Annotated in this window: 22 protein-coding genes; 12 read left to right on the forward strand and 10 right to left on the reverse strand. The window is 40.5% G+C overall.

All coding sequences use genetic code 11. The features are described from left to right. The 7 genes from ACO1QW_RS16105 to ACO1QW_RS16135 form a co-directional block, all read left to right on the forward strand. Positions 1-1,767, forward strand: a 1,767-nt coding sequence (locus tag ACO1QW_RS16105) for a SusC/RagA family TonB-linked outer membrane protein (RefSeq protein WP_486260285.1), incomplete at its 5' end; no start/stop codon positions are given. 21 nt (positions 1,768-1,788) lie between these two features. Continuing rightward, positions 1,789-3,300: a RagB/SusD family nutrient uptake outer membrane protein gene (locus ACO1QW_RS16110; protein ID WP_486260287.1), complete on the forward strand. Its 1,512-nt coding sequence runs from the start codon at positions 1,789-1,791 to the stop codon at positions 3,298-3,300. A 26-nt stretch (positions 3,301-3,326) separates the two neighbouring features. Further along, a complete protein-coding gene (locus ACO1QW_RS16115; protein WP_486260289.1) occupies positions 3,327-5,393 on the forward strand; it encodes a PKD domain-containing protein in 2,067 nt (688 codons plus the stop codon). Between the two features lie 17 nt (positions 5,394-5,410). Further along, on the forward strand, positions 5,411-6,310 hold the full coding sequence (locus ACO1QW_RS16120) for a PKD domain-containing protein (protein ID WP_486260291.1): 900 nt from the start codon (positions 5,411-5,413) through the stop codon (positions 6,308-6,310). 3 nt (positions 6,311-6,313) lie between these two features. Continuing rightward, complete coding sequence (locus ACO1QW_RS16125) at positions 6,314-7,342, forward strand: family 16 glycosylhydrolase (RefSeq protein ID WP_486260293.1); 1,029 nt, start codon at positions 6,314-6,316, stop codon at positions 7,340-7,342. Between the two features lie 136 nt (positions 7,343-7,478). Beyond that, entirely contained in the window at positions 7,479-8,285 is an 807-nt protein-coding gene (locus tag ACO1QW_RS16130) for a glycoside hydrolase family 16 protein (protein WP_486260295.1), read from the forward strand. 38 nt (positions 8,286-8,323) lie between these two features. Beyond that, complete coding sequence (locus ACO1QW_RS16135) at positions 8,324-10,552, forward strand: glycoside hydrolase family 3 N-terminal domain-containing protein (protein WP_486260297.1); 2,229 nt, start codon at positions 8,324-8,326, stop codon at positions 10,550-10,552. Between the two features lie 63 nt (positions 10,553-10,615). Here ACO1QW_RS16135 and ACO1QW_RS16140 read toward each other — a convergent pair whose 3' ends face one another. Continuing rightward, positions 10,616-11,203 carry a DUF4136 domain-containing protein gene (locus ACO1QW_RS16140; RefSeq protein WP_486260299.1) on the reverse strand — a complete coding sequence of 196 codons (588 nt, stop codon included), beginning with the start codon at positions 11,201-11,203 and terminating at the stop codon, positions 10,616-10,618. Between the two features lie 247 nt (positions 11,204-11,450). On the opposite strand from ACO1QW_RS16140, the gene ACO1QW_RS16145 reads away from it, so the two are divergent. After that, positions 11,451-12,539, forward strand: coding sequence for a DNA topoisomerase IB (locus ACO1QW_RS16145; protein WP_486260300.1), 1,089 nt, complete (start codon positions 11,451-11,453; stop codon positions 12,537-12,539). 104 nt (positions 12,540-12,643) lie between these two features. On the opposite strand, the gene ACO1QW_RS16150 is transcribed toward ACO1QW_RS16145, so the two are convergent. The 9 genes from ACO1QW_RS16150 to ACO1QW_RS16190 all read right to left on the reverse strand — a co-directional run bounded on the left by ACO1QW_RS16150 (position 12,644) and on the right by ACO1QW_RS16190 (position 20,718). Beyond that, positions 12,644-13,336 (reverse strand): NADPH-dependent F420 reductase, encoded by a 693-nt coding sequence (locus ACO1QW_RS16150; protein ID WP_486260302.1) that lies wholly within the window; start codon positions 13,334-13,336, stop codon positions 12,644-12,646. A gap of 141 nt (positions 13,337-13,477) precedes the next feature. After that, complete coding sequence (locus tag ACO1QW_RS16155) at positions 13,478-14,467, reverse strand: aldo/keto reductase (protein WP_486260304.1); 990 nt, start codon at positions 14,465-14,467, stop codon at positions 13,478-13,480. A 66-nt stretch (positions 14,468-14,533) separates the two neighbouring features. Continuing rightward, complete coding sequence (locus ACO1QW_RS16160) at positions 14,534-14,893, reverse strand: helix-turn-helix transcriptional regulator (protein ID WP_486260306.1); 360 nt, start codon at positions 14,891-14,893, stop codon at positions 14,534-14,536. Beyond that, positions 14,890-15,801 carry a helix-turn-helix domain-containing protein gene (locus ACO1QW_RS16165; protein ID WP_486260308.1) on the reverse strand — a complete coding sequence of 304 codons (912 nt, stop codon included), beginning with the start codon at positions 15,799-15,801 and terminating at the stop codon, positions 14,890-14,892. Before ACO1QW_RS16165 ends, ACO1QW_RS16160 begins: the two co-directional genes overlap by 4 nt. An 85-nt stretch (positions 15,802-15,886) precedes the next feature. Then, a complete protein-coding gene (locus ACO1QW_RS16170; RefSeq protein ID WP_486260310.1) occupies positions 15,887-16,585 on the reverse strand; it encodes a TerC family protein in 699 nt (232 codons plus the stop codon). A gap of 39 nt (positions 16,586-16,624) precedes the next feature. Further along, complete coding sequence (locus ACO1QW_RS16175; RefSeq protein WP_486260311.1) at positions 16,625-17,059, reverse strand: DUF5990 family protein; 435 nt, start codon at positions 17,057-17,059, stop codon at positions 16,625-16,627. A gap of 38 nt (positions 17,060-17,097) precedes the next feature. After that, entirely contained in the window at positions 17,098-18,129 is a 1,032-nt protein-coding gene (locus ACO1QW_RS16180) for an LLM class flavin-dependent oxidoreductase (RefSeq protein WP_486260313.1), read from the reverse strand. A gap of 74 nt (positions 18,130-18,203) precedes the next feature. Then, a complete protein-coding gene (locus ACO1QW_RS16185; RefSeq protein ID WP_486260315.1) occupies positions 18,204-18,695 on the reverse strand; it encodes a hypothetical protein in 492 nt (163 codons plus the stop codon). A gap of 97 nt (positions 18,696-18,792) precedes the next feature. After that, positions 18,793-20,718 carry a PAS domain-containing protein gene (locus tag ACO1QW_RS16190; RefSeq protein ID WP_486260317.1) on the reverse strand — a complete coding sequence of 642 codons (1,926 nt, stop codon included), beginning with the start codon at positions 20,716-20,718 and terminating at the stop codon, positions 18,793-18,795. A gap of 227 nt (positions 20,719-20,945) precedes the next feature. Between ACO1QW_RS16190 and ACO1QW_RS16195 the strand changes: the two genes are divergently transcribed. From ACO1QW_RS16195 to ACO1QW_RS16210, 4 genes are all read left to right on the forward strand, one after another. After that, on the forward strand, positions 20,946-22,178 hold the full coding sequence (locus tag ACO1QW_RS16195) for an S-adenosylmethionine:tRNA ribosyltransferase-isomerase (RefSeq protein ID WP_486260319.1): 1,233 nt from the start codon (positions 20,946-20,948) through the stop codon (positions 22,176-22,178). 207 nt (positions 22,179-22,385) lie between these two features. After that, positions 22,386-24,374: a KUP/HAK/KT family potassium transporter gene (locus ACO1QW_RS16200; protein WP_486260321.1), complete on the forward strand. Its 1,989-nt coding sequence runs from the start codon at positions 22,386-22,388 to the stop codon at positions 24,372-24,374. A gap of 127 nt (positions 24,375-24,501) precedes the next feature. Beyond that, positions 24,502-25,290 (forward strand): alpha/beta hydrolase, encoded by a 789-nt coding sequence (locus tag ACO1QW_RS16205; protein ID WP_486260322.1) that lies wholly within the window; start codon positions 24,502-24,504, stop codon positions 25,288-25,290. A 2-nt stretch (positions 25,291-25,292) separates the two neighbouring features. Then, positions 25,293-26,114 carry an alpha/beta hydrolase gene (locus tag ACO1QW_RS16210; RefSeq protein ID WP_486260324.1) on the forward strand — a complete coding sequence of 274 codons (822 nt, stop codon included), beginning with the start codon at positions 25,293-25,295 and terminating at the stop codon, positions 26,112-26,114.

The raw sequence follows: 26,114 nt of genomic DNA on the forward strand, positions 1-26,114 counted from the left end.
CGTTTCGGGTATACAAAGTATGATGGCAATTCAAAGAGCTTTACACCATTGGTGTTTTATGGTCCGTTGAATGTTGAGAACAGTATGAATGCCGATGGCTCACAGGTAACAGGACGTTTTAACAGCGTATCACACGAGAAGACAAGCAACTTTAATTATACATGGGAAACATTTGCTAACTACAATTTCAATATTGGCAGCGATCATAATTTTGAAACAGTGGCAGGTTTTTCATTGGCAAAAACAAGCGGTAATGCAGCAGGTGCAAGTCGCCAGGATGTTCCGTTTAACTCATGGGAGTTTGCCGATTTTACTGCCGCAACAGGTAATAATTCAGCAACCAACACGAATGCACTCGCTGGTTACTACTACCAATATTTCAGAAGAAACCTTTCTTATTTTGGCCGTGTTAACTATGATTATCAAAATAAATACCTGGCATCATTTACTGCACGTCGTGATGGCTCTTATGCCTTTGGTATTGATAACAAATTCGCCAACTTCTTTTCTGGATCGGCAGGTTGGGTAGTGTCAAATGAAAATTTCTTTAAGTCTGATTTTGTTGACTACTTAAAGATCAGGGGTAGCTACGGATCTATTGGTAATGAAAATGTAAGTCCGCAGTTTGTAGGTATTGTTACCGGTGGTCCAAGTTATGGATCAACTGCAAACAGCAACGGTTATACTTTCGGCGATATTTTCTATCCCGGATCAACAGTAGGTTCTGCAGCCAACAATGCTTTGCGTTGGGAAAAACAATTGCAGATGAATGTTGGTTTCGATCTTACATTCTTTAAAAAGAAATTTAGCCTTACAGCCGATTATTTTGAGAAGAAGGTTGATGGTTTGTTGTTTACACCTTCTGCTTCTTTATACCTGGGTACAGTTCCTATCCCAACTGCTAATATTGGTTCAACATCAAGTAAAGGTGTTGATATCACATTGGGCTATAATGAAACAATCGGTAAAGAATTCCGCTTAAACACTTCACTCACATTTACAACTTCTGAAAATAAAGTAACGGCTACTAACAGTGATGGTACAGCTAAGATTGTTGGTGGTGGATACTTTAACGGACAGTCGCAAACAGTTACTGTGTTTGAAAAAGGACAAACGCCTGGTTATTTCTACGGTTATAAAACAAATGGTTTGTTCCAAACCTTCGATGAAATTACCAAAGCACCAACACAGGCAGGAGCACAACCAGGTGATATACGCTTTGTGGATGTAAATGGTGATGGAAAGATTAATTCAGATGATCAAACCAAGATTGGTGATCCTTTCCCCGATTTCACAATGGGTTGGAACCTTGGTCTTGAGTACAAAAATTTCGACTTCAACATGTTTACGTATGCCTCTATTGGTAATGATGTTTACAAAGCATTTGAACGCAACGCTAATTACTCTAATAAATCAAGAGAAGTGTTAGGCCGCTGGACAGGTGCAGGCACAACCAATGATGCACGCACACCACGTTACTCATTTACTGATGCAAACAGCAACATTCGTGTATCAGAAAGATATGTAGAAGATGGTTCGTATGTAAAGATCAAAAACCTGCAGTTGGGTTACACGTTCCCTGAGCAAATGACGAAGAAAGTTTTCAGCAAAGTTCGTTTGTATGTGCAGGTGCGTAATGCATTCACCTTTACGAAGTACACTGGTTTTGATCCTGAGATTGCCGGTGGTATTCTTGATACAGGTGTTGATCGTGGTGCATATCCACAGGCAAGAACTTACTCAGTTGGTGTTGACATCAAATTATAATCTTCAACTAAAAAAATAACAATGAAGAAGATCACATTATATATAGCAAGTTTGTTCCTGTTGATGCTGACGCTTGCTTCCTGCAAAAAGTGGGTTGATTACAATCCACATGAGGATTTCAGAATTACAGAACTTGATTACCTGAAATCAGAAACTGACTACCGCACAATGGCAGTAAGTGTTTACACTCCGCTCCAGTGGATCAACCAGGTAGTGCCTATTGGGGATATCGCATCAGACAATGCGGTGAGTGGTGGCGAAAATGCCTCAGATGTGTTGGCACTTCAGCAGATCGATGATTACACACACACACCGGTTAACTCCGCACTTGAAGAAATATGGAAATCTGCATACGAAGGTGTTAACCGTGCCAATTATATGACGCAGTACAAGGACAAAAATCTTGCAGGTAACACTGTTGACTTTGCAGGTAAAGAAGCGTTGTATGGTGAAGTATACTTTATTCGTGCTTACTATTATTTCACATTGGTAAAAATGTTTGGTGATGTGCCTTTGTTTGCTGACAAGCGCTTAAGCTTAAGCGATAGCAGATCTTTACAACGTGCACCTAAAGCTGAAGTGTATAAGCAAATTGAAACCGATCTTACTGCAGCTATTGCAGTATTGCCAGCTGTGCAACAACAAAAAGGTCGTATTACAAAATATGCTGCACAAGCTTTACTTGGTAAAGTATTGATCTATCAGGGCAAATTTGATGCAGCTGCCCCCGTATTAGAAAGCATTATTACTTCTAATGCGTTTTCACTGGTAACAAATTTTGCATCGATGTATTTAGCAAGCGGTGAAAATGGTCCGGAATCAATTTTTGAAATTCAGTATTCAAACACTTCACCTTATTACAACTGGGGTGGATATAACAGGGGCCAAGGTAACTATGCAGTACAACAATGCGGTGTGCGTGGTTTAAATGGTACAAATGCAATGCCGTATGCAGCTGGCTGGAGTACCAATCTTCCAACACAAAATCTTGCAAATGCATACGCAGCAGGAGATCAGCGCAAAGCGGTAACTGTACTGGATATTGAAGCATACAAAAATGCAAATCCTTCTTTTAATATTACTTACCAGGTTGCGCCTTATAAGAATACCGGTTTATACAACCAGAAGTATTTGCCACGTAAAGGTGAAACAAGCGGACAATTAGAATTGAATTACACAAACAATTTCCGCATCCTTCGTTTTGCTGAAGTGTTGTTGTTAGCAGCGGAAGCATTTAATCGTTCAACAACTCCCAACGATACAAAAGCACAAACCTATCTTAATCTTGTACGTCAACGTGCATTTGGCGATAACCTGCATAACATTGCTGCCACCGGTACTGCTTTGCGCCAGGCTATCTGGGACGAACGCAGGTTAGAGTTGGGTATGGAAGGCGATCGGTTCTTTGATCTTGTACGCACAGGACAAGCTCCTACAAAGATCACAGGCTTTGTTACCGGTAAACACGAAGTATTTCCAATTCCTCAAAAGGAAAGAGATATTTCAGGTATCACCCAAAATAACAATTACTAAATCCAACACATTAAAAACTGAAAATCATGCGTACAATAAAAAATATAATTCAGTTTGTGGTCTTGCTTCTCGTTGCAACGGGATGTAAGCAGGAGCTGAATGACGATATATCGTTTATCAACAGTGCCGCCACTGCCGGGAAATTATCGGCACTGTTTGAAATTACACAGGATAATACCGGGAACGTAACCATTACTCCAAATGGTGAAGGTGCGGTTTCCTTTGATGTATATTATGGCGATGGTACAACTGCACCCGCCAAAGTATTGGCAGGAAAAAATACCAAGCATAAATATGCTGAAGGTGTTTACACAGTGAAAGTGATTGGTTATAACATCACAGGTAAAGCAACCGAAGCAACGCAGCAATTGACCGTATCATTTCGTGCACCAGAAAACTTAGAAGTTACAGCTGATGTTGATGTGGCGAATAATTTCAAAGTAAACGTAAGTGCAAAGGCGCAATACGAAACCATGTTTCGTGTTTACTTTGGTGATGTGCCAAACGAAGTACCTGTTTCATTTCTTGAAGGTGAAACCATCAGTCATACTTATGCAGCTGTTGGCACTTATACAGTAAAGGTTGTGGCGCTCAGTGGTGGTGTAGCTACAACACAGTTTACGAAAAACATTACTATCGTTGATCCGGTATTACTGCCCTTAACATTTGAGTCACCAACCTTAGTGTACAACTTTGGCAATTTTGGTGGTGGCAATGCAACTGTAATTGATAACCCACATAAAACAGGTATCAACACAAGTAATAGAGTTGGACGCATGATTAAAAGTGCTCCTGAAGTTTGGGGTGGCAGTGTTATTACATTGGGAACACCGATTAACTTTTCTGCGAACAAAGTGTTTCGCATGAAAGTATATTCTCCAAGAGTAGGTGCCAAAGTGTTATTGAAAGTGGAGAATGCGACAAACAGTGGAATAAATTTTGAAAAAGAAACAGCTACTACTGTTGCCAATGCTTGGGAAGACCTGGTGTTTGATTACAGCGCTATTAGTTCCACTGAGTCATATCAGAAAGTGGTTCTCATCTTTGAATTGGGAACTGTTGGTGACGGCTCTGCTAATTTCACCTTCTTCTTTGATGACATTCGTTTAACCAATACGCTGCCTTCAGCGCAAATTGATTTGCCTGTTACATTTGATGCAGCTGGTACAAATTATACCATGACTGATTTTGGGGGTAACAACACGGCCGATGGAGTTGATCCAGGCAACAATGCCAACAAAATAAAAGTAACAACAAAAGGTAATGGTGCCGAAACATGGGCAGGTACAACTATTGGAACACCAATTGGCTTTGCAAATAAAATTCCCTTTGTTGCAGGCGCAACCAAAATGAGTATGCGTGTCTATTCTCCTGCAGCAGGTATTCCTGTTCGTTTGAAAGTGGAAGATCATGCCGATAATACAAAGTCAGTAGAAACACAAGTGAACACAACTGTCGCTAATGCATGGGAAACATTGACCTTTGATTTCTCCAGTCATGTAAGCGGTACTGCGGCAATTAATCTTGCAACTAATTACGATAAAGCATCGGTGTTCTTCGATTTTGGTACTGCAGGTACAGGTAAAGTATTTATGTGGGATGATGTAAAATTTGTTCCCGGCTCAGCAGGTGTTACCATTCTCGATTTCGAATCTGCATCACCTTATAATATTACCAACTTCGATGGTGGCAATTTGACTGTAATTAATAACCCACATCCTGGTGGTATCAACAACAGTGCGAAAGTTGCACAAATGGTGAAAGGTGCAGGTCAGCAATGGGGTGGAAGTTTCATTACACTGGATAATGTGATCGATTTTTCTGTAAGGAAAACATTCAAGATGAAAGTGTATTCACCACGTGTGGGTGCAAAAGTGTTGTTGAAAGTAGAGAACCTTTCAAACGGCGCACTCAATTTTGAAAAAGAAGTGCTTACAACTGTTGCCAATGGTTGGGAAGAACTAACATTTGATTATTCAGCTATCAACACCGCAAATACTTATCAGAAAGTGGTACTCATTTTCGATTTGGGAACTGTAGGTGATGGTTCAGCCAACTTCACATTCCTTCTTGATGATATTCGTCTTCAATAATGCTTAAAAAGAATTTTATGACAATCAGAATAAAATCACTCTCCCTCTTTTTGCTTGCAGCCGTTGCATTTATTGCAGGTTGCGAAAAGAAAGATTACAGTTTTGGCGAAATGAAAACGCCATCTGATCTTACACTTACAACTGCAATTGCAGGTGTAGATGCAAGTAATCCCAATGGAAATGGCAGTGGCTCTGTGGTAATTACCACAACTGCAAAAAGTGCACTCACTTATAAAATTGATTTTGGAGATGGCAAATCACAACTTGTTCCATCGGGTACCATTAGTTACAAATACAACAATCCCGGTACTGCTGATTATGTAATCACTGTAAGTGCAATTGGTACTGGTGGGGTGGTATCAACAATCAGCAAAAAAATAAAAGTGTTTGTTGCGTTCGAAATTCCAGCGCCCATTTTGCAGAATATGACCGGTGGAAACTCCAAAATATGGGTGTCAGATAAAGAAGCCCCAGGTCATTTTGGTGTAGGACCCAACGATCAATTTTCACCCATCTGGTATGAAGCTGGACCTAACTCACGTGATGCCTGTTCTTATGACGATGAGATCACGTTTACAAAAGATGCGAACAATAATATTTTCATGAGCATCGATAACAAGGGTCAATCATTTTCTATTGGAGCTTCCACAGCATTTTACGGATTTGGTGGCGGCGATGCTTGTCTTGGTGTTACGGCAACTGGTTCAAAGAAATTATCCTTCATGGATGCAACTTCTGCATCAACGCCATCAAACTCAACAAGAGTACAGTTTGAAGTGCCTGGTAATGGACTGATCATTTTTGGCACCGGTGCAACAACGTATGAAATATTATCTGTGACTGCAACTACTATGCACCTGCGTAACATTGGTATTGATGGCAATGCGTGGTATCAGAAATTAAAAGTGAAATCCTAACTCATGTCAAAATTCAGTTTAATAGCGTTGTTATCTGTGTTGTCTTTTTTCTCTTGTAAGAAAAAAGGCAGCACGGGTGACACCGATGTGGCCCCGACAAATCTATTACTCAATGCAGTTGTAAGTAATGATAACAGCGGCAACGTTGAGTTCACAGCTACAGCAACAAATGCGGCCACTTATGAATACGGTTACGGAAACGGAACATTTGCCTTGGTGCCTTCAGGGAAAGTCACTTACAAATATCCAGCATCAGGAACGTATACTGTTACGGTTATTGCAAAAAGTGCGGGAGGTAAAACTGCATCAAAAACAATACAGGTAACAGTTGCTGTTGGCTTGTCGTTGATCTTTAGCGATGAGTTTGATGTGAATGGCGCACCCGATCCTGCAAAGTGGGGCTACGATATTGGTACAGGTTCAGGTGGTTGGGGAAATAATGAACAACAGTATTACACTAACAGGAGTGATAATGTAATTGTGCAGAACGGTATATTGAAAATTACATTGAAGAAAGAAAATTATAGCGGCAGTTCATACACATCAACACGTATGCTCACTGCAAATAAGTTTTCATTCAAGTATGGTATTGTTGAAGCAAGAGCGAAGCTTCCTGCTGGTGGTGGCACATGGCCTGCTATATGGACATTGGGTGCAAATATTAACACAGCTGGTTGGCCTGCCTGTGGCGAAATAGATATCATGGAGCACAAGGGAAATGATCTTAACCGCATTTTCGGAACGCTTCATTATCCGGGTCGGTCTGGTGGTAGTGCCGATGGTGGTTCACGAATCATCAGTAATGCATCAACTGAGTTTCATATTTACAAACTGGAGTGGACGGCGGCATCAATTAAAATTTTTGTAGATGATGTATTGTTTCATACGGTTGCTAATTCAACATCGTTGCCTTTCAATCATAATTTTTTCATCATTATGAATGTGGCAATGGGTGGAAACTTTGGCGGCGCTGTTGATCCTAATTTCAATAGTGCATCCATGGAAGTAGATTACATCAGGGTTTATCAATAATGAATTTCATACAGCAGAAGGGAATGGCGTATTCCCGCAATCAATAGCTAAAGTGAATCATGTTTTTTTATCGAATCAAACATCTTTCACTTTGTCTTTGCTTTCCTTTCGGTTCACATTAATTAATATCTTTTTTATGAAAACAAATCATTTACTGTTTGTGCTGCTGGCGTTTTTGTGTGTAAGTTTTGCTGGAGCGCAAACGCAAAAGAAAAGAAAGCTGGTTTGGGCCGATGAGTTTAATAAGAACGGCTTGCCTGATCCGGGCAAATGGAGTTACGATCTTGGTCGTGGCTGCCCAACTAATTGCGGATGGGGAAATAACGAATTGCAATTTTATACTGAAAAGCGAAAAGAAAATGCACGTGTAGAAAATGGTAAACTTATTATCGAAGTGCATAGAGAAAAATTTGAAGATGCTGCTTATACCTCTGCACGTTTAGTTTCAAAAAATAAAGGCGATTGGAAATACGGACGTATTGAAGTAAAAGCAAAACTTCCTGCTGGTCGTGGTATATGGCCTGCTATCTGGATGCTTCCTACCAAATGGGAATATGGCGGATGGCCACACAGTGGTGAAATTGATATCATGGAAAATGTAGGTTACTGGCCCGATTCATTATTTGCAACCGTGCATACCGGCGCATTTAATCATGGTATAGGAACACAGGTGGGTACGGCCATATCAGTCAAAGATCTTTCAACAGCCTTCCATGTGTATGCTATAGAATGGGAAGCCGATAAAATTATTTTTATGATGGATGGAAAAGAATACCACCGTTTTAAGAATAATAAGCAAGGCAGCGCTGCCTGGCCCTTCGATAAGCAATTTCATTTGCTGCTGAATATTGCAGTAGGTGGTAATTGGGGCGGAAAATTTGGTGTTGACGATAACATTTTTTCACAACGGATGGAAATTGATTACGTTCGGGTATATCAATAATTGTAAACGATTGTTTTAATTTTTAATCAACACAGACCATGAAACGTGTTGCACTATTATTCTGTTTTTCTTTCAGCTCTGCTGTTTTATTTGCACAGGTAACAAACGAAGTAAAGATGAATCGTTTTCTCGATTCATTAATACGGCTGATGACGCTGGAAGAAAAGATCGGGCAAATGAACCAGTACACAAGTGATTTTGCTGCAACGGGTCCCATCACAAAAGATGGTGACAAGCAAACACAAGTGCGCAAAGGAATGATTGGTTCTTATCTCAACGTTACAGGTGCTGAACGCACACGTTCGTTGCAGGAAATTGCCATGCAATCACGATTGAAAATTCCGTTACTGTTTGGACAAGATGTGATTCATGGTTACAGAACAATTTTTCCCTTACCATTGGCAGAAGCTGCCAGTTGGGATATGGAAGCTATTGAACGCAGTGCACGTATTGCAGCTATTGAAGCAAGTGCTGCAGGCATTCATTGGACCTTTGCGCCAATGGTTGATATTTCACGTGACCCACGTTGGGGACGTGTAATGGAAGGCGCAGGCGAAGATACCTACCTCGGCTCTATGATCGCAAAAGCAAGAGTGAATGGTTTCCAGGGAAAAGGGTTTGGCAATACTGATGCAGTGCTTGCTTGTGTAAAACATTTTGCTGCATACGGAGCAGCCGTAGGTGGTCGTGATTACAATTCAGTTGATATGAGTCCACGTATGTTGTATGAAACGTACCTGCCGCCATTTAAAGCTGCAGCAGAAGCCGGTGCGGCAACATTCATGAATTCGTTTAATGACCTCAATGGTATACCGGCAACAGGTAACCGTTTTTTACAGCGTGATATTTTAAAAGGCCAATGGAAGTTTAAAGGCTTTGTGGTTAGTGATTGGGGAAGCGTTGGGGAAATGGTGAATCATGGCTTTGCAAAAGATAATTATGAAGCAGCCATGCTGGCAGCAAATGCCGGCAGCGATATGGATATGGAAAGTCGTGCATACATTCAACATCTTGCACGTTTAGTAAAAGAAGGAAAAGTAAAGATGAGTGTGATTGATGATGCAGTTCGACGCATCCTTCGCAAAAAATATGAATTGGGTTTGTTTGCTGATCCATACAAATTCAGCAATGTTCAACGGGAAAAAGACCAATGGAATAATCCGCAACATCTTGCAGTTGCCAAAGAAGTGGCGGCAAAAAGTATTGTGTTGTTGAAGAATGATCAACAACTCTTACCTATTTCAAAGCAAACAAAAAAGATAGCACTCATTGGCCCATTGGTAAAAGCAATAAAAGAAAATCTTGGATTCTGGAGCTACGATTGGGACGATGACAGTGCAAGGGTGCCAAGTCTTTATCAATCTATTCAAAACAAAATTGGTGGTGCCCAGTTGCTTTATGCAAAAGGTTGCGAACTCACAGATAGCAGCAAAGCAGGTTTTGCAGCAGCTGTTGAAGCTGCTAATCAAAGTGATGTGGTTTTGATCTATGTGGGTGAAACAAGAAACATGAGTGGCGAAGCAAAGAGCCGCAGCAATATTCATTTGCCTGGTGTACAGGAAGAATTAATAAAAGCGGTTGCTGCAACTGGTAAGCCGGTAATTGTATTGATAGCAGCCGGTCGTCCATTGGTATTTAACTGGACGGCTGAACATGTACCTGCTATTTTATACACCTGGTGGTTGGGAACAAAAGGAGCTGATGCTATTGCTGATGTTTTATTTGGAGATTATAATCCTTCAGGGAAATTGCCCATGACTTTTCCCCGCAGTGAAGGGCAAATACCCATCTACTATAATTATTTCAACACGGGTCGCCCTGCAAAAAAAGAAACCGATTTTAATTATGTATCGGCTTATACTGATCTGTTGAATAGTCCACAATATCCATTTGGATTTGGTTTGAGTTATTCAACATTTCAATACAGCGATATTCAATTAAATAAAAATACCATCAAACCTGGTGAAACATTAACAGCAACTGTTACTGTAACCAACAATGGAATTTATGATGGAGAAGAAGTGGTTCAATTATACATTCGTGATATTACAGGGTCAGTTGTTCGGCCAGTGAAAGAATTAAAAGGCTTTAAGAAAATTAAGATCGGCAAAGGAGAAACAAAACAAGTACAGTTTATATTGACGGCAAATGATCTTCGTTTTTATAACGATCAACTCCAATACATTTATGAGCCGGGGGAGTTTAAGTTATTTATTGGCACAAATAGCCGTGATGTAAAAGAAGCAACATTTGAATTGAAGAAGTAGCAGAGCAGTCGTTAATTATAGCAGCAAAACAAAACCCTTTCATTTTTGAAAGGGTTTGTTTTTTTAGCGTTTCGCTAAATCGGCTTTTTTAAAGATGGATCTTACCGCTGCTTCAATTTCTTTCGAACTCATGTTACGGTTACTTACTTCATCAGTAGCCCAGCCCTGCCAAACTGTTTTACCAGTTTGTGCATCGAGCATGTTAATGGTGATTGTTCCTTCCTTGATGGTACGTTCGCTACGATCGTAACCAACAAACTGCGAAGGATAGTTTACAATAAAGTAACGTCTGTAATAAGGGCTGTAGAATGTTCTGTAAAATGGTTGCGAAAAAACAGGATCGCTGCTCTGAACAGTAGAACGTTCAACCAGCAAATCATAACTTAACAAAACATCGGGCCGGCGTTTTGTTTCACTCCAGCCTGCTCTGCCTAACTCTTTCGTGATGGCAGCTTTGATGTTTGATTCAGCAATATCATTTTTATTGTTACGATCATTTCGTCCTTCGCCATCTTTGTCAACCCATGCAAACGTCTTGTAATTAGAGAAATTAAATGCCTGGTCCTTTTCAACGTGCGCTGCTGGTCCGCAGCCAACAATAAAAAGGAGTAAGGCCGGTAAAAACATCCATCTGCTCAACTGTTTTTTCATAGTGCCTCCATTGTTTTTGTAGTGTGATTCAATTTACGTACCACAGACGGGTAGCGGTTGTTCAACGTTTACTAAAGCATTGTGAAAATCCGGGCCGGAAATCTGCCTCCAATTCATAAGTTGCTCTGCCTGTTGCCAATACAAAATGCTGCCTTGGGGGATCAAATAACGGGTTTGAATCTAATCAGCCTTCTACCGTCAATCAAAAGGGCACTGAACTTGCAGTACCCAATTAAACACCCCACTTATGCCCAGCGAAGCTGTACTTAAAATAAACGACGCAGTAATTGAAAAAATCATCGACGATCCTAAAGCAACGGCCAAGGCTGTGAAACTTGTGTATGTAAATGCCGGCGATGAAGGCATTGAAAGAATTCGTTCGGGCAAAGGCTTTGTTTACAAATTCAAAAGCAAAAAGCTAAGCGATAAACAACATCTCGACCGCATAAAATCGTTGGTGATACCACCAGCCTGGGAGAATGTATGGATCTGTTATTTAGAGAACGGCCATTTGCAGGTGGTGGGTGTTGATGCCAATAAGCGAAAGCAATACAAATACCACACACTGTGGAATGAATTGCGCAATCATACCAAATTTTACCGCATGTCGCAGTTTGGAAAACTATTACCAAAGATGCGGTTGCAAATAGAAAAAGACCTTGCCTTACCGGGGTTGCCGTTGCAAAAAGTATTGGCCCTGGTGGTGAGCCTGCTCGAACGTACCCATATACGGGTGGGAAACTATGAGTATGAAAAATTGTACGGCTCATTTGGACTCACCACTTTTAAGGATAACCACATCCAGGTAAAGAACAACAACATTAAGTTTTCGTTCAAGGGAAAGAAAGGTGTTCATCACAATATTGATTTGCGAAGTAAAAGATTGGCGAAGCTGGTGCAACAATGTAAAGACATCCCAGGCAAAGAATTATTCCAGTATTATGATGACAATGGCGAACGCAAACCTGTTGATTCCGGAATGGTAAATGATTATATACGGGAGATCAGCGGGCAGGATTTTACGGCAAAGGATTTTCGTACATGGGCGGGCACTGTGCATGCCTTTGTTGCTTTTTCTGAAATAGGCATTGATGAAGATGAAGGCAACATCAAAAAAAATATTGTGAATGCGTTGGATAAAGTAGCGGAGAAATTAGGTAATACCAGAACGGTTTGTAAAAAGTATTATGTGCATCCTAAACTCATCAGCCAGTATGAAAACAAAACCCTGCAACGTTATTTTACGGAGCTGGATAAGATAGAGAAAGATGATGATAAAGCAGGCTTATCAAAGATTGAAAAAATGCTGATGAAGATATTGAAGGAAAAAGTATAGAAAATCATCAACTATTTTTAACACTAACTATCGGAGTAATGCATCGTACAGCATTCCGGAAACGGAATACTGCACGAATACAAACAGGTATTTAATGCCGCTCTTTAACTCACTACCTTGAAATTAAAAGCACCGTTCTGTGTGGCAGACCAAATGCGAAGCCATACCGGCAGCACAGCTTCGGTTCCTCTTGCCGATGTAATATCACCTAAGTCAAGAATGTTTTCATTGTGCCAGCCAAATTCATTCATCAATAATTTTACTTTTGTTTTTGCATCTGCATCGTTTCCACAAATAAATGCAGTGTGATCACCGCCGCCGATCATATTCGGATTCACCATCAATCCTGCCCACATTGTGTTGAGCGTTTTAACCACCTTGGCTGCAGGAAATGTTTTTTGAATTTCTTCACCCAATGAATTTGTGTTCGACAATTCGGGCAATAAAACAGGCGGCATGCCCTTGCTGAAATCCAAAGGGTTGGCAATGTCCACAATTATTTTTCCATCCAGGTTTTTTGCACCTGCCATTTTCAATGCGTTGATGCTGTTGCCGCCCTGTGTCACATTCAAAATAATTTCGCCGAAGGCAGCAGCTTCTGCAAATGTGCCCAGCTGTACTGTGTTATTGTCGTCTTGCCATTTGCTGAAAGGTGGATTACCATACATGTCTTTTTCGGTTGCTGCTAATTTTGAGGCTACATTTCTTGTTCCCATCATTACTTCATGACCAAGTGAAACAAGTTTGGAAGCGAAGGTCTGACCAACACTGCCAGATCCGAGTACTGCTATTTTCATTTTGTTTTATTTAAATTTTATACTGCAAAGATGAGCCCACAATAACACCGCAGCATGGTCTATATCTTGGTTGTAATGGTAGATTTATAAAAAAGGCTTTGTCCTTGAGACAAAGCCTTTTTTAAACAACTTGTGTCAGTATTAATTCACCACCATTCCCATTTGCGGTGCAGCATACCTGGTGCCAGCGAATGCACCTTCCGGGAAATGTTTATCCAAAAAATTCAACTCTTCTGCTGTTAATGTTATCTCTGCAGCGTCAATATTTTCTTTTAACCTTTCTTTTTTTGTAGTACCAAAAAGAGGCAGAATATCATTTCCCTGCTGTAGCACCCATGCAAGGGCCAATTGCGATGCTGTGCATCCTTTTTGTTTTGCCATAGCCTGTAATATTTCAACCTTAATTTTATTTTTCTCAAAATTTTCGCCGGTAAATCTGGGCGAATGTGCCCTGAAATCGGTGGGACCAAAATTGCCTGTAAGTTCACCTGTCAGTAATCCTCTGCTTAACACACCATAAGCAACAATGCCAATTCCTAATTCACGACAGGTTTGCAGTAACTCTTTTTCTATCACTCTTGAAGCCAGCGAATATTCTACTTCAACTGCTGTTACGGGATGCACCTTATGTGCCCTCCTTATAATTTCAGGACTCGCCTCCGACAATCCAATGTATTTCACTTTTCCATCTTTAATAAGATCTGCAATTGCTCCAACTGTATCTTCAATTGGTATTGCCGGTTGAATTCTACCCGGCTGGTAAATATCAATTGCATCTACATTCAAACGATTAAGTGAATAAGCTGCGAAATTCTTAACCGCCTCAGGTCGGTTATCGAAGCCAAGCCATTCTCCTGAAGGAGAACGTAATGCACCAAACTTTACACTGATCACAGGTTTATCTTTTCTTCCTTTCAACGCTTCACGAATAAGTAATTCGTTGTGACCGGCGCCGTAATAATCGCCTGTGTCAAGGAAATTAATACCCATATCGAGTGCTGCCCTTATGGTAGCTATACTATCCTCATCATTGCGATTTTGTTTTGTACCATACATATCACTCATGCCCATTGTGCCAAGCCCCGGAGAGGAAACCGTTGGCCCGCTCTTACCTAATTGTATTGATTTCATTGCAATTCTTTTTTTTGATAGAATGTAAAGGTCTGCAACTATTTGCAGAACAGCATGGTGAAAACTTCAGGATTTTTCTTTGCGCAGGTTGCGAAACTGAAGCGGCGTCATGCCTTCAAAATGCTTGAAGAATTTGGAGAAGTTTGATGGATCAAATGTAAGCTGTCGTGCAATTTCAGCTATTGATAAAGATGTATGCTCAATGAGATCTTTAGCAACTACCATTAATTTAGTTTCATAAATATCGCATGGCGATTGTTGCAATTCTTCTTTAATAGTATTACTCAAATGTGTAGGGTGAATATGCAGTAGCGAAGCAATATCCTGCACTTCAAATGCTTTTTCCGCTTTGCCGGTTTTTAACTCCAGCATGTGCTTGTCCAGCTCTTTCAAAAACTGTTTGGTTATTTCTTCAGGCCGTTTCATGCTGTATTGTTTTTTGTCTTTCTGAATTCCAGTGGTGTTTGCAGGGTGTGCTTCTTAAAAAATTTCCCAAAGTTAGCAGGATCGGAAAAATTAAGATGGTAAGCAATTTCTGCGATATCCAGTTCGGTAAACAGGATAATGGATTTAGCCTCTTGCAGCAAGCGTTCATTGATGTAAGACAAAGCATTCTTGCCGGATGCCAATTTTATTGATTGTGAAAGATAGTTGGGTGTAATATTCAGCAATGCTGCATATTCTTCGATGGTTCTTTTTTCAATGTAGAAATTGTTTACCAGTTGAATGAATTTCTGAAGTAGCGTTTGCTGCGGTGTAGCAAAGCCTTCTTCCCACTGCCTGAATGCGCTGGTGAATTCCTTTAGCTGGTATAACAATGCCAGCAATTTTACCGATGCAATTGTATGCGTATTGTCGGATGCGTTTTCATAAGCGGAAAATACTTCTTCAAAATGGGGAGCGAACTCAAGGAATTTTTGTCGGTTCAGCTTGAAAAAATTTGTGTGTAGCAAATCGAAGAAAGGAAACTCTTTTTCGAAACTTGGTTTAAAAAAAGACAGGCATTCTTTTTTGAAATAGATTAGATAGCCGTTTGCTGAATTATCCCTGTAAAAACTGTACAGCAAACCCGGTGATTGAAATGCCAAAAAAGAATTCAGTTCAGTAACGCTGGTATGATCATACGTGATGGTTGTTTTACCAGCGTTTGAAACCAATGCAATGAAATAGAAATCTTTCCGGAACGGAGGTTTGTAATTACTGATGGAGCCTTCGTTTTCTTTCAGGCGCAGACAGTAAAAATGAGGATTCTTTGTGCGATGATCAGCCGGGATAGATGCCAGGAAATCGTTGATCTCTTTGTAATAAGGAATATTATTTCTCCCTTCGTTCATTGCTTAAAGTTAAGAAGTGAAGAGTTTTACTTTGCAGAGATTCATTAGCCATTACGAAAAAAAACAGTTCGCAAAAAGGCGTGATTTATTCATTTTTATGCTTCACTGTTTTCATTTGAATAACATCAACCAAAAAGGCAAAAGCCATCGAGAAATAAATATAGCCTTTGGGTATCTTAAATGCGAGACCTTCAGCAATCAGCGATACACCGATCATCATTAAAAAACAAAGCGCCAGTATTTTAAACGATGGATGTTTATAAATAAAATTGCTGATTGGTTTTGATGCAATAAGCATAATGATCACCGTTACAATTACGGCGGTGTACATCACCCATAATTCATTTGCCATACCAACAGCAGTAATAATTGAATCAACGGAAAAAACAAGGTCTAGCAAAATTACTTCACCCAGCAGCCTGCCAAAACTTGCCTTCACTGGAACATCAGGTGTTTCTTGTGCAGCAATTTCACTTTTGTGATAAATTTCTTTGGTGCTTTTATACAACAGAAAAATACCACCCCCGATTAAGATGAGTGATTTGCCCGAGAAGTTAATGTTAAACAAAGTGAATAATGTCTGGTCGAGTTTTAATATCCATGAAAGTAAAGCCAGTAAAATCAAACGCATGATCATGGCGAGACCAATACCCCAAAAGCGAAGTTTGTTGCGTTGATTTTCTGGTAACTTGTCGGCAAGTATGGAAATGAAAATAATATTATCAATTCCCAGAATTACTTCCAGCGCAATAAGCGATACAAGGGCAATGATTATTTCAGACATATGATCGGTTGATTTTTCTTAAAGAACCTTACCTGTTTACTATTTCAAATTCCAGCCGTTGAACGGTTTTACCGTTGCACAATTCGGGCCACCATCTTTACCGGTGCCGGGAACGCTTGTTTCTAAAATCAACGTTGGATCACGTTCTATTTCTTTGATCATTTGCCAGGTAATGCCAGATAACGGAATTTTTAATCGTCTTGACCATGGTGTATTGATTTGCAGGGCATATGTTCCAATGCCAATGTATACAAACTTACCACCGGTTGGGCCTTGCACAAATGGTCCGGCTAATTTCGGTAGTGCATCTTTTTGCTCATCACCTTTTATTGTAACAGTGAATTTGTATGAAAGATTTGTGTTGCCCGATCGTTGTGTTTGCACAATTTCATAGTCATTACCTGATCCTTTTTGCAATGCAAAATCAACACCCGGAGGTGGTTGAACAAGAGTGATCTGAAGTGTGATGTCCATCGACTATTACGAAGTTATTAATGACAAATACCAAAAATTTATTTACCCAACGCTTCTCTCACCTTCGGTGCAATCTTCGTCCCAAAAATTTCAATTGATTTCATTAATGATTTATGTGAAGGACCACCCACATCCATATGTGCAGAAAAACGGGTGAGACCAAATAGTTCCTGCATCTGCAGAATTTTATCAACCGCTTCATTGGTATCACCAATGATTAATGCACCTTCTTTGCCTCTGCCATAATCAAACTGGTTGCGTTGATAGGGTGGCCATCCACGACTGCTGCCCACTCTCGTCATTTGTGCAGCATACAATGGATAATATTCATCAGCAACCTGTTTGCTGTCTTCACCAAAAAAGCAATGCATGTGCACACCCACTTCAAACTTATTCATGTCGTGTTGAAAATGCTGGTATACTTTTTTATAATAGTCGAACAAAGGTTTAAACTGTTCGGGGTTACCGCCAATAATGGCAAAGATCACGGGCAATCCTGCTTTGCCTGCACGTAATACAGATTCAGGTGTGCCGCCAACGGCCACCCACATGTTGAGATGGTCATTTACTGCACGGGGCAACACTTGTTGGTTGTTTAATGCGGCCCTGTGTTTTCCTTTCCATGTAATAGGATTTTGTTTGTTGATCTGTTGCAGTAAGTCTAACTTTTCTTCAAAGAGTTCATCATAATCATTGAGATCATAACCATATAAGGGAAATGATTCAATAAAACTACCACGACCTGCAACCAACTCTGCACGGCCGTTACTTAATTGATCAATGGTGGCAAACTGCTGGTACACTCTTACAGGATCGGCCGAACTTAAAACGGTTACTGCACTGCCCAGCTTAATATTTTTTGTAACGGTAGCTGCTGCTGCTAAAATAATTTCCGGTGTTGATACAGCATAATCAGGACGATGGTGTTCACCAATGCCATAAAAGTCGAGTCCCACTTCATCCATCAACTTTATTTCTTCTATTAACTCACGCAAACGTTCACCTGCTGATAATGGTTTGCCCTTTTCATCGTAATGATTATCGCCAAACATACCTACGCCTAATTCCATGGAAATTATTTTAACTGCAAAGATAGGCCAGTGGAGAGTTAGATAGGATATGGCTCAAATGCCGGCCGACAGACTTAACTTTTTCTTTTCTTTCGTCCTTTCTTTTTCGCTTCTTCTTTCGCAGGGAGGTTTTCAGGCTCTGTGATCTTGTATTCGGCCACATCAACCTCCAACCTTTTACCTTCCTCCGAAACAAGAGACAAGGAAATTTTTGTGACACCGTTCTCGCTGGCAATTGTAACAAGCGATGCTTCCGGATTTTCATTTCCCTTTTTGATGAAAGCTTTGTATTGTGTTTTGCCATTCACAAGAAACTCTTTCCAGTCGCACAGTAATACTTCAGCAATCTCGCCTTCCACAGTTTCAGTTTGACCATTCATGGTGGCTGTTAAGCTGATCTTACCACTGTCGATCGTAATGATCGATTCCATAGGCATTTCCGTATCGATCATACCATTTTTAAAATCCCGGGCTTTATCGCATTTGAAAGTGATGGACTTATTGCATTGGGCATAGGTGAAATGGAAGCAAATAAACAGGATGGTTAGCAGCAGTAATTTTTTCATAATCTATTTGAGGAGTTAGTGGAAGTGTTATTAAACGAATATAATCGTTTAATGAGTAAGCTGAGTTAACCAATCGTTAACGGACAAGGCATTTTGTTTAATTGGGGATCGAAACTTCCAGCGTGCAACCTTCACCGGGAGAGGAGGCGAGATGCATTTTTCCTGAGTAGAAATTAACACGGCTGTTGATATTCTTTAAACCAATGCCGTTGCTTTGTTCATGCACATCAAAACCAATTCCATTATCTGAAATAAAAAGGATAAGCTGATCGTCCTGTTGTTTTAAACGGATATTTACTTCTGATGCTTTTGCATATTTTATGATGTTGTTCAGTTGTTCCTGCACAATGCGGTAAATCATCAGTTCTTTGTTGCTGTCAATTTGTAAAGCATCATAGTCCTCATCTATCACTAACTTAACTGTTAACTGATCGGGTTGCTGCACACTTTCTGCAAGGTCTTCCAACGCTTCTTTCAATCCATCATGACCAAGTGATGGCGCCACCAGCGAATGTGAAAGTTTGCGTATATCCTGCATGGCTTCTTCTAAATGCAGGTAACTCCGTTCAATGATCTCCTCGTTAAATGTTTTTTCTGTTTTTGCAACACCGAGGTACAACTTCACTACACTTAACAGCTGATTAATATTATCATGTAATTCAAGCCCAAGTTCGTTTCGTTCTTTCTCTTGTGCAAGAATGGTTATTTCGGTAATTAGTTTTTGTTGAGAGAGTTCTTTTTCTTTCAGATCCTGCTCCATCTTTTTTTGTTCGGTGATGTCAACCATGATACCGCTCAGCTTTACCGGCTTGCCATTTTCAACACTTACGGCAACAATATCACGCAACCAGAGAATACGACCGTCAGCAGCAATCATCCGGTATTCAAACTGGTGCGATTTTCCTTCGGCTGTTGATTGTGCACAATAGTTAATGGCCCAGGTACGATCTTCTTCAAAAATATGTTCGGCCCAAAAATCAGGCTCATTCAACCATCGCTCAACAGGGTACCCCAATAGCCGTTCGGCCTGTTCACTTACAAATGTGAATACCAGTGTTTGTGCATCGGCTTCCCACACAATACCATCCACACTATTCATCAATGTATAATAACGTTCCTGCGACTGTTTGAATTTGAAATCGGCAAGCTGCCTGCGTTGTTCTTCGGCATTACGTTTTTCCTGTAATCTTTTTATCTCTGATTTATTGATGATGTACGCAGTTGCCCACACTAAAACACCAAACATAAATATAACGGCACATACCAGCAGGGCTATCCATACAACAATGGAAAACCGTTGTCTTAAAATGCCCGACAACACAAAATAACCCAGCACTGCAGGTACCACTACTAATGCAGGTAATAATATACGTGCAGCTTTTCCGCCAGCATGCATGTTGGTTATTTCGGCTACAAAACCACGCCTGCTTTTGGCCAGCAACAATGCCATTGAAAAAAGCATGAAACAAATACCGCCGTGAAAAGCAAGTGGTGTGAAAGAAGTAATGTAATAGTTTGAACTTAGATGATAAGTATAACCAATAACAGAGATAACTGCCAAACCGTTTACGGGTAAAGCCAACCACTGCGATGCGATTGTCTTTTTATTTAGCAATAGAAGAAGTGAAATACCAGCCAGTAAAAAACCAACCGCTGCCTGCGGCGGCATGTAATTAGGCGATCCGTTGTAGATCGTTGTTTTCATTTGTTCGCTGAAAAGCAAACGATCTATACCTGCGTCGTAGACGCCAATAACAGAAAGAAAACCTGCAAACCCAATGAATGCAACTAATACTGCCAATGCTTTGGCGATGATGAGAGAATAACCTTTTTGATTGGAAAGTAGGAGAGAAATGCACCCAAGGATAAAAGCCACGGCGGCCATCGGGTTCATTGCAACCATATCAGGTAACACCTGTTTCAGTACAACAATATCCTGCTGCCAGCCCCATAATACCAACAGAGAAATCACAATCACAATGATCGCTGAAGTTCTGGTGAGGTAAAATGCAATTCGGTTCAAAAGGATGGATGCAGTTTTTTGGATAAAAGGATTAGCAATATTAACAGATTTGAATCATTTAATATGTTCAATTTTTGGAACAGCAACATCTGTTAGCGCAAAGGGAGTGAATGTCGTAGCATTCGGCTTTTTTTATAGCTGTTAAGGTTATAATGTGCGGTTTGAACATAATCCCTGCAGCTTCCTAGTTAAACATCGGTTCATACAATTTCTTTTTCTTTGCATGTATGCACCCTTCGCAATTACAGATAAAGGATTTTACTTACGATTTACCCGATGAACGTATTGCCCGTTATCCATTGGCTGAAAGAGACCTGAGCAAATTGCTTATTTATAAAGAAGGGCAGATTACTGAAGATGTGTACCGCAACATAGTTGAGCATTTACCAGCCGATAGTTTGCTGCTTTTCAATAATACCAAAGTAATTGAGGCACGTATCCTCTTTCAAAAATCAACCGGCAGCATTATTGAAATATTTTGTTTGGAACCTGCTGCAGGTGTTGAACTAACGCAAGCCATGATGAGCCAGGGATCGGTAAGATGGACCTGTCTTGTTGGTGGCGCAGGCAAATGGAAACAACGGTTCCTCGAAAAAATTCTTAGCACGCCAGATGGTGAGGTATTATTAAAAGCAGAAAAATTACAACAGGCGCACGGCAGTTTTGAAATTGAATTCAGCTGGGACAATGCTCATTTCACTTTTGCTGAGCTGTTACATTTCGCAGGTGTATTACCACTGCCGCCTTACCTGCAGCGACAAACAGAAGTGGCCGATTACGAACGCTACCAAACCGTGTATGCAAAACAGGAAGGAAGTGTAGCAGCTCCAACTGCAGGTCTGCATTTCACTCCTTTATTATTACAACAGTTGCAGGCGCACGGCATCAAAAAACAATTTGTTACGCTGCATGTGGGTGCAGGCACCTTTCAACCCGTGAAGAGTGAAACCATGCAGCAGCATAATATGCACCGGGAATGGATTGAAATAGCAAGAGATACGGTTGAAGATCTGTTGAAACAAATTCCCCGTCCTGTAATTGCCGTTGGCACCACTTCACTCCGCAGTATTGAAAGTTTATATTGGATGGGTGTGAAAGCTATTATTAATCCTGATGCAACGATTGATCAGCTGGAAGTGCAGCAATGGGATGCATATGATTTGCCCCAACAGGATGTTACTGCTGAAGAAGCTTTGCAGGCTTTGCTGCAATGGATGTGGCGCAACCAACTCAAACAATTAGTTTGTCACACACAAATATTAATTGCACCTGGATATAAAACCCGCATTGCTTCCGCTATCATCACCAATTTTCATCAACCCAATTCTACTTTATTATTATTAGTTGCTGCGTTGATCGGTGACCATTGGAAACAGGTATACGCTCATGCCATGGAAAACAACTTCAGGTTTTTGAGTTATGGTGATGGGAGTTTATTATGGGCGAATGTAAGCCGATAGTCTTTAGCCGTTAGTAGTTAGTACAAAACGACTGTAACTAAAGACTCAAAACTATCGGCTACCGGCTATTCATTGCTAACAGCCAATAGCCTGCAGGAACTGCTTTCTTCGAATTTTCTTGCACATATGTATCCTTCTATTACCTTTGATTTCAGTTTACAGGAAACCAATCACCAATTGGTTCGTATCCTCACTTAAATATTATTTGTGGGAAAGCACACATCAAAAGCCACAGCGGCCGGCTTATTAATTGCGTTAGGCATTATTTATGGCGACATCGGAACTTCTCCCCTGTACGTTTACAATGCTATCATAGGTAACCGTGTAATTTCAGAAACACTTATTGTGGGCACGTTGTCCTGCATCATCTGGACCATCACTCTTCAAACAACAATTAAATATGTGATCATGATCCTGCGGGCCGATAACCGTGGGGAAGGTGGCACATTTGCATTATACGCTTTAGTGCGACGAAGAAGAAAGTGGCTGGTGATTCCTGCAATGATCGGTGGTGCATCGTTACTTGCCGATGGCATTATTACACCACCCATTTCAATTACCTCTGCTATTGAAGGTTTGAAAGTATTACCCCAATTGCGTGATATACCGGTGAACACAGTTGTAACGATTGTACTGATCATTTTGTCGTTGTTCTTTTTTATGCAGCAGTTTGGTACAGGTTCAATCGGTAAATTCTTTGGACCGGTAATGACGGTGTGGTTTACGATGCTGGCCATTCTTGGTGCAGCGCATGTGTTTGATGATCTTTCTATTTTCAAAGCACTGAACCCTTTTTATGCGTATGAATTCCTGGCTACATATCCCGAAGGTTTTTGGTTGTTAGGTGCGGTGTTTCTTTGTACCACGGGTGCCGAGGCTTTGTACAGCGATCTCGGTCATTGCGGAAAAGAGAACATCCGCATTTCATGGGTATATGTGAAAACCTGTTTGCTCATTAACTATTTCGGACAGGGAGCTTCTTTACTTGCGAACTATAATGGCAAACTGATTGATAGCACGTTCAAAGCAGAATCGGGCATTCATGCCTTTTATGATCTCATGCCGCATTGGTTCATTATTGCCGGTGTGGTGATCGCAACTTCGGCTGCCATCATTGCCAGCCAGGCTATGATCTCTGGTGCGTTTACGCTTATAAGTGAAGCCATGCGTTTGAATTTGTGGCCACGTTTAAAAGTGGTTTATCCAAGTGAAGAGAGAGGACAGTTGTTTATACCGGGAATGAACCTGTTTATGTATCTCGGTTGTACGTTCGTGGTGTTGTATTTCCAGGAGTCATCAAAAATGGAAGCCGCCTATGGATTGGCCATTATTGTAACGATGATCATGACAACCATGCTGTTTGCCAATTTCCTTGTGTTGCACAGGGTGAAACCAATTTACATATGGATTTTTCTCGTGGGTTATTTAAGTATTGAAGCTGCGTACTTAGTGGCATTGATGGATAAGTTTTTACACGGCGGTTATATTACACTCATCATCGGCTTTGTGATGTTTATGGTGATGTATGTGTGGTATCGTGCACGCAAGATCAAAAACCGTTACGTGGAGTTTGTGCGTTTAGATCATTATCTCCCGATGCTACAGGAGTTGAGTAATGATATGACGGTAACCAAACACGCCACACATCTTGTTTACCTCACCAGTGCAAACAATCCGAAAGAGATCGAACATAAAATCATTTATTCTATCCTCAACCGCAAACCAAAGCGTGCAGATATTTATTGGTTTGTTCATGTTGATACATTAGATGATCCTTATACCTGCGAATATGAAGTAACTACGATCATTCCCAATGAAGTAATTCGTGTTGAATTCCGTTTAGGATTTCGTATGCAGCCACGTATTAACCTGATGTTCCGCAAGGTGGTGGAAGATATGGTAAGCAACAAGGAAGTAAACATCACCAGCAGGTACGAAAGTTTACAACGTAATAATGTAGTGGGCGATTTTCAATTTGTGGTGATGGAAAAATTCCTGAGCCAGGATAATGAATTGCCTTTCTTTGAACGGATCATCATGCGTTTCTACTTTATGGTGAAAAAACTCGGATTGAGCGAAGAGAAAGGTTTTGGTCTCGATCAGAGCAATGTGGCGGTTGAGAAATTCCCATTGATTGTAGCGCCAATCAGCAGTTTAAAACTGAAGCGTATTCACAATGATGAAGATGAGGAATAGGGAGTAGTTTTTGGTTTATAGTTTATTGTTTCTCGTTCCCTTAATTCGGGTAATGTAATTAACTTGTTAACGTTTGCATGTTGTAAGATCTCAACTAAAAACTATAAACTAAAAACCATCAACCTTCTTGTCTCCAACCATTCTCTATATCATTATCGGTTATGTCCTATTGATGGTGATCGCTTATTTCATCCAGGAGAAATTTATTTTTAAACCTGAGAAACTGGCCGCCGATTTTGAATTTAAATATGATGCTCCTTTCAAAGAAGTAAGTTTTAATCCAGAGCCTGGTGTTACCATCAGCGGAATTCACTTCAACGTAAAAAAGCCCCACGGACTCATCATTTATTTTCATGGCAATACACGAAGTATTAAGGGCTGGGGCAAATATGCCCGTGATTTTTTTCGTTTTGGATACGATGTTTTGCTGGTTGATTATCGTGGCTTTGGCAAAAGCATTGGCAAACGAAGTGAAACAGCCATGTTGCGTGACATGCAGTTTGTGTACGATGAGTTATGTCTCCAGTTTCCCGAAGATCACATTCTTGTTTATGGCCGCAGTATGGGCAGTGGGTTTGCAAGCAAACTGGCGGCCGATAATCATCCACGTTATTTAATTCTAGATGCTCCCTATTACAGCTTTCGCAAAGTAGTGGAACGCTTTCTTCCTTTCCTGCCAATACGATTTGTATTGCGTTATCATTTGCGTACCGATAAATGGATTCAGCAGGTGAAATGTCATACCTATATTTTACATGGAACAAAAGATTGGTTAATACCATTAAGACATAGCGAACGTTTACAATCCATCAATCCCCGACGGATAACCCTCATCCGTATTCATGGCGGCGGACATAATAATCTTCCATCATTTCCCGAGTATCATAATTTTATCCGTGATATATTGAAAGTATAGGTATGCAGGAAAAAACAAAACGAAGAATAAAGACTGCGTTAAAGATAACTGTCGCCCTTTATGTTGTTGGCGGCGTGGCTTTGTGGTACCTGCAGGAAACAATTTTTTTTCATCCGAAAAAAATAAGAGCAGGGGGGCAGTTCAATTTTAATCTTTCACACCAAGAAATTAACCTTCCGGTTGACGCCTCCTCCACGCTTAACTTTGTAAAATTTTTCCCGGCCGATACTTCTTCAACAAAAGGTATTGTGTTGTATTTCCATGGCAACAGGGAAAATATTAATCGCTATGCATCAGCATCAGAAATGTTTACAAAGCATGGTTACGAAGTATGGATGCCCGATTACCCCGGCTTTGGAAAAACAACCGGCAAGTTCAACGAAGAAAGAATGTATGATGATGCGCATACACTTTATAAACTTGCTGCGAAACGATTTTCACCCGACGGTATGATCATCTACGGTCGGTCATTGGGTACCGGAGTGGCAACTGAACTGGCAAGCAATGAACCATGCAAAAGATTAATTCTTGAAACACCTTATTATAGTTTAAAAGAATTGGCAGGAGCGCATTTCCCTATGTATCCTGTTACCTGGCTGGTGCGTTATCATTTTCCATTGTTTGAATATTTGCAAATGGTAAAAGTTCCCGTTACTATTTTTCACGGGACAAAAGATGCAGTGATCCCTTATAAACATAGCAGCCGATTAAAACCTTTATTGAAGAAGGGCGATGAGTTTTTTACTATTGAAAAAGGCGGGCATAACAATTTAAAGAATTATACTTTGTTTCAACAGAAGCTCGATAGTTTGCTGAATTTGTAA

The organism is Lacibacter sp., from assembly GCF_057361365.1.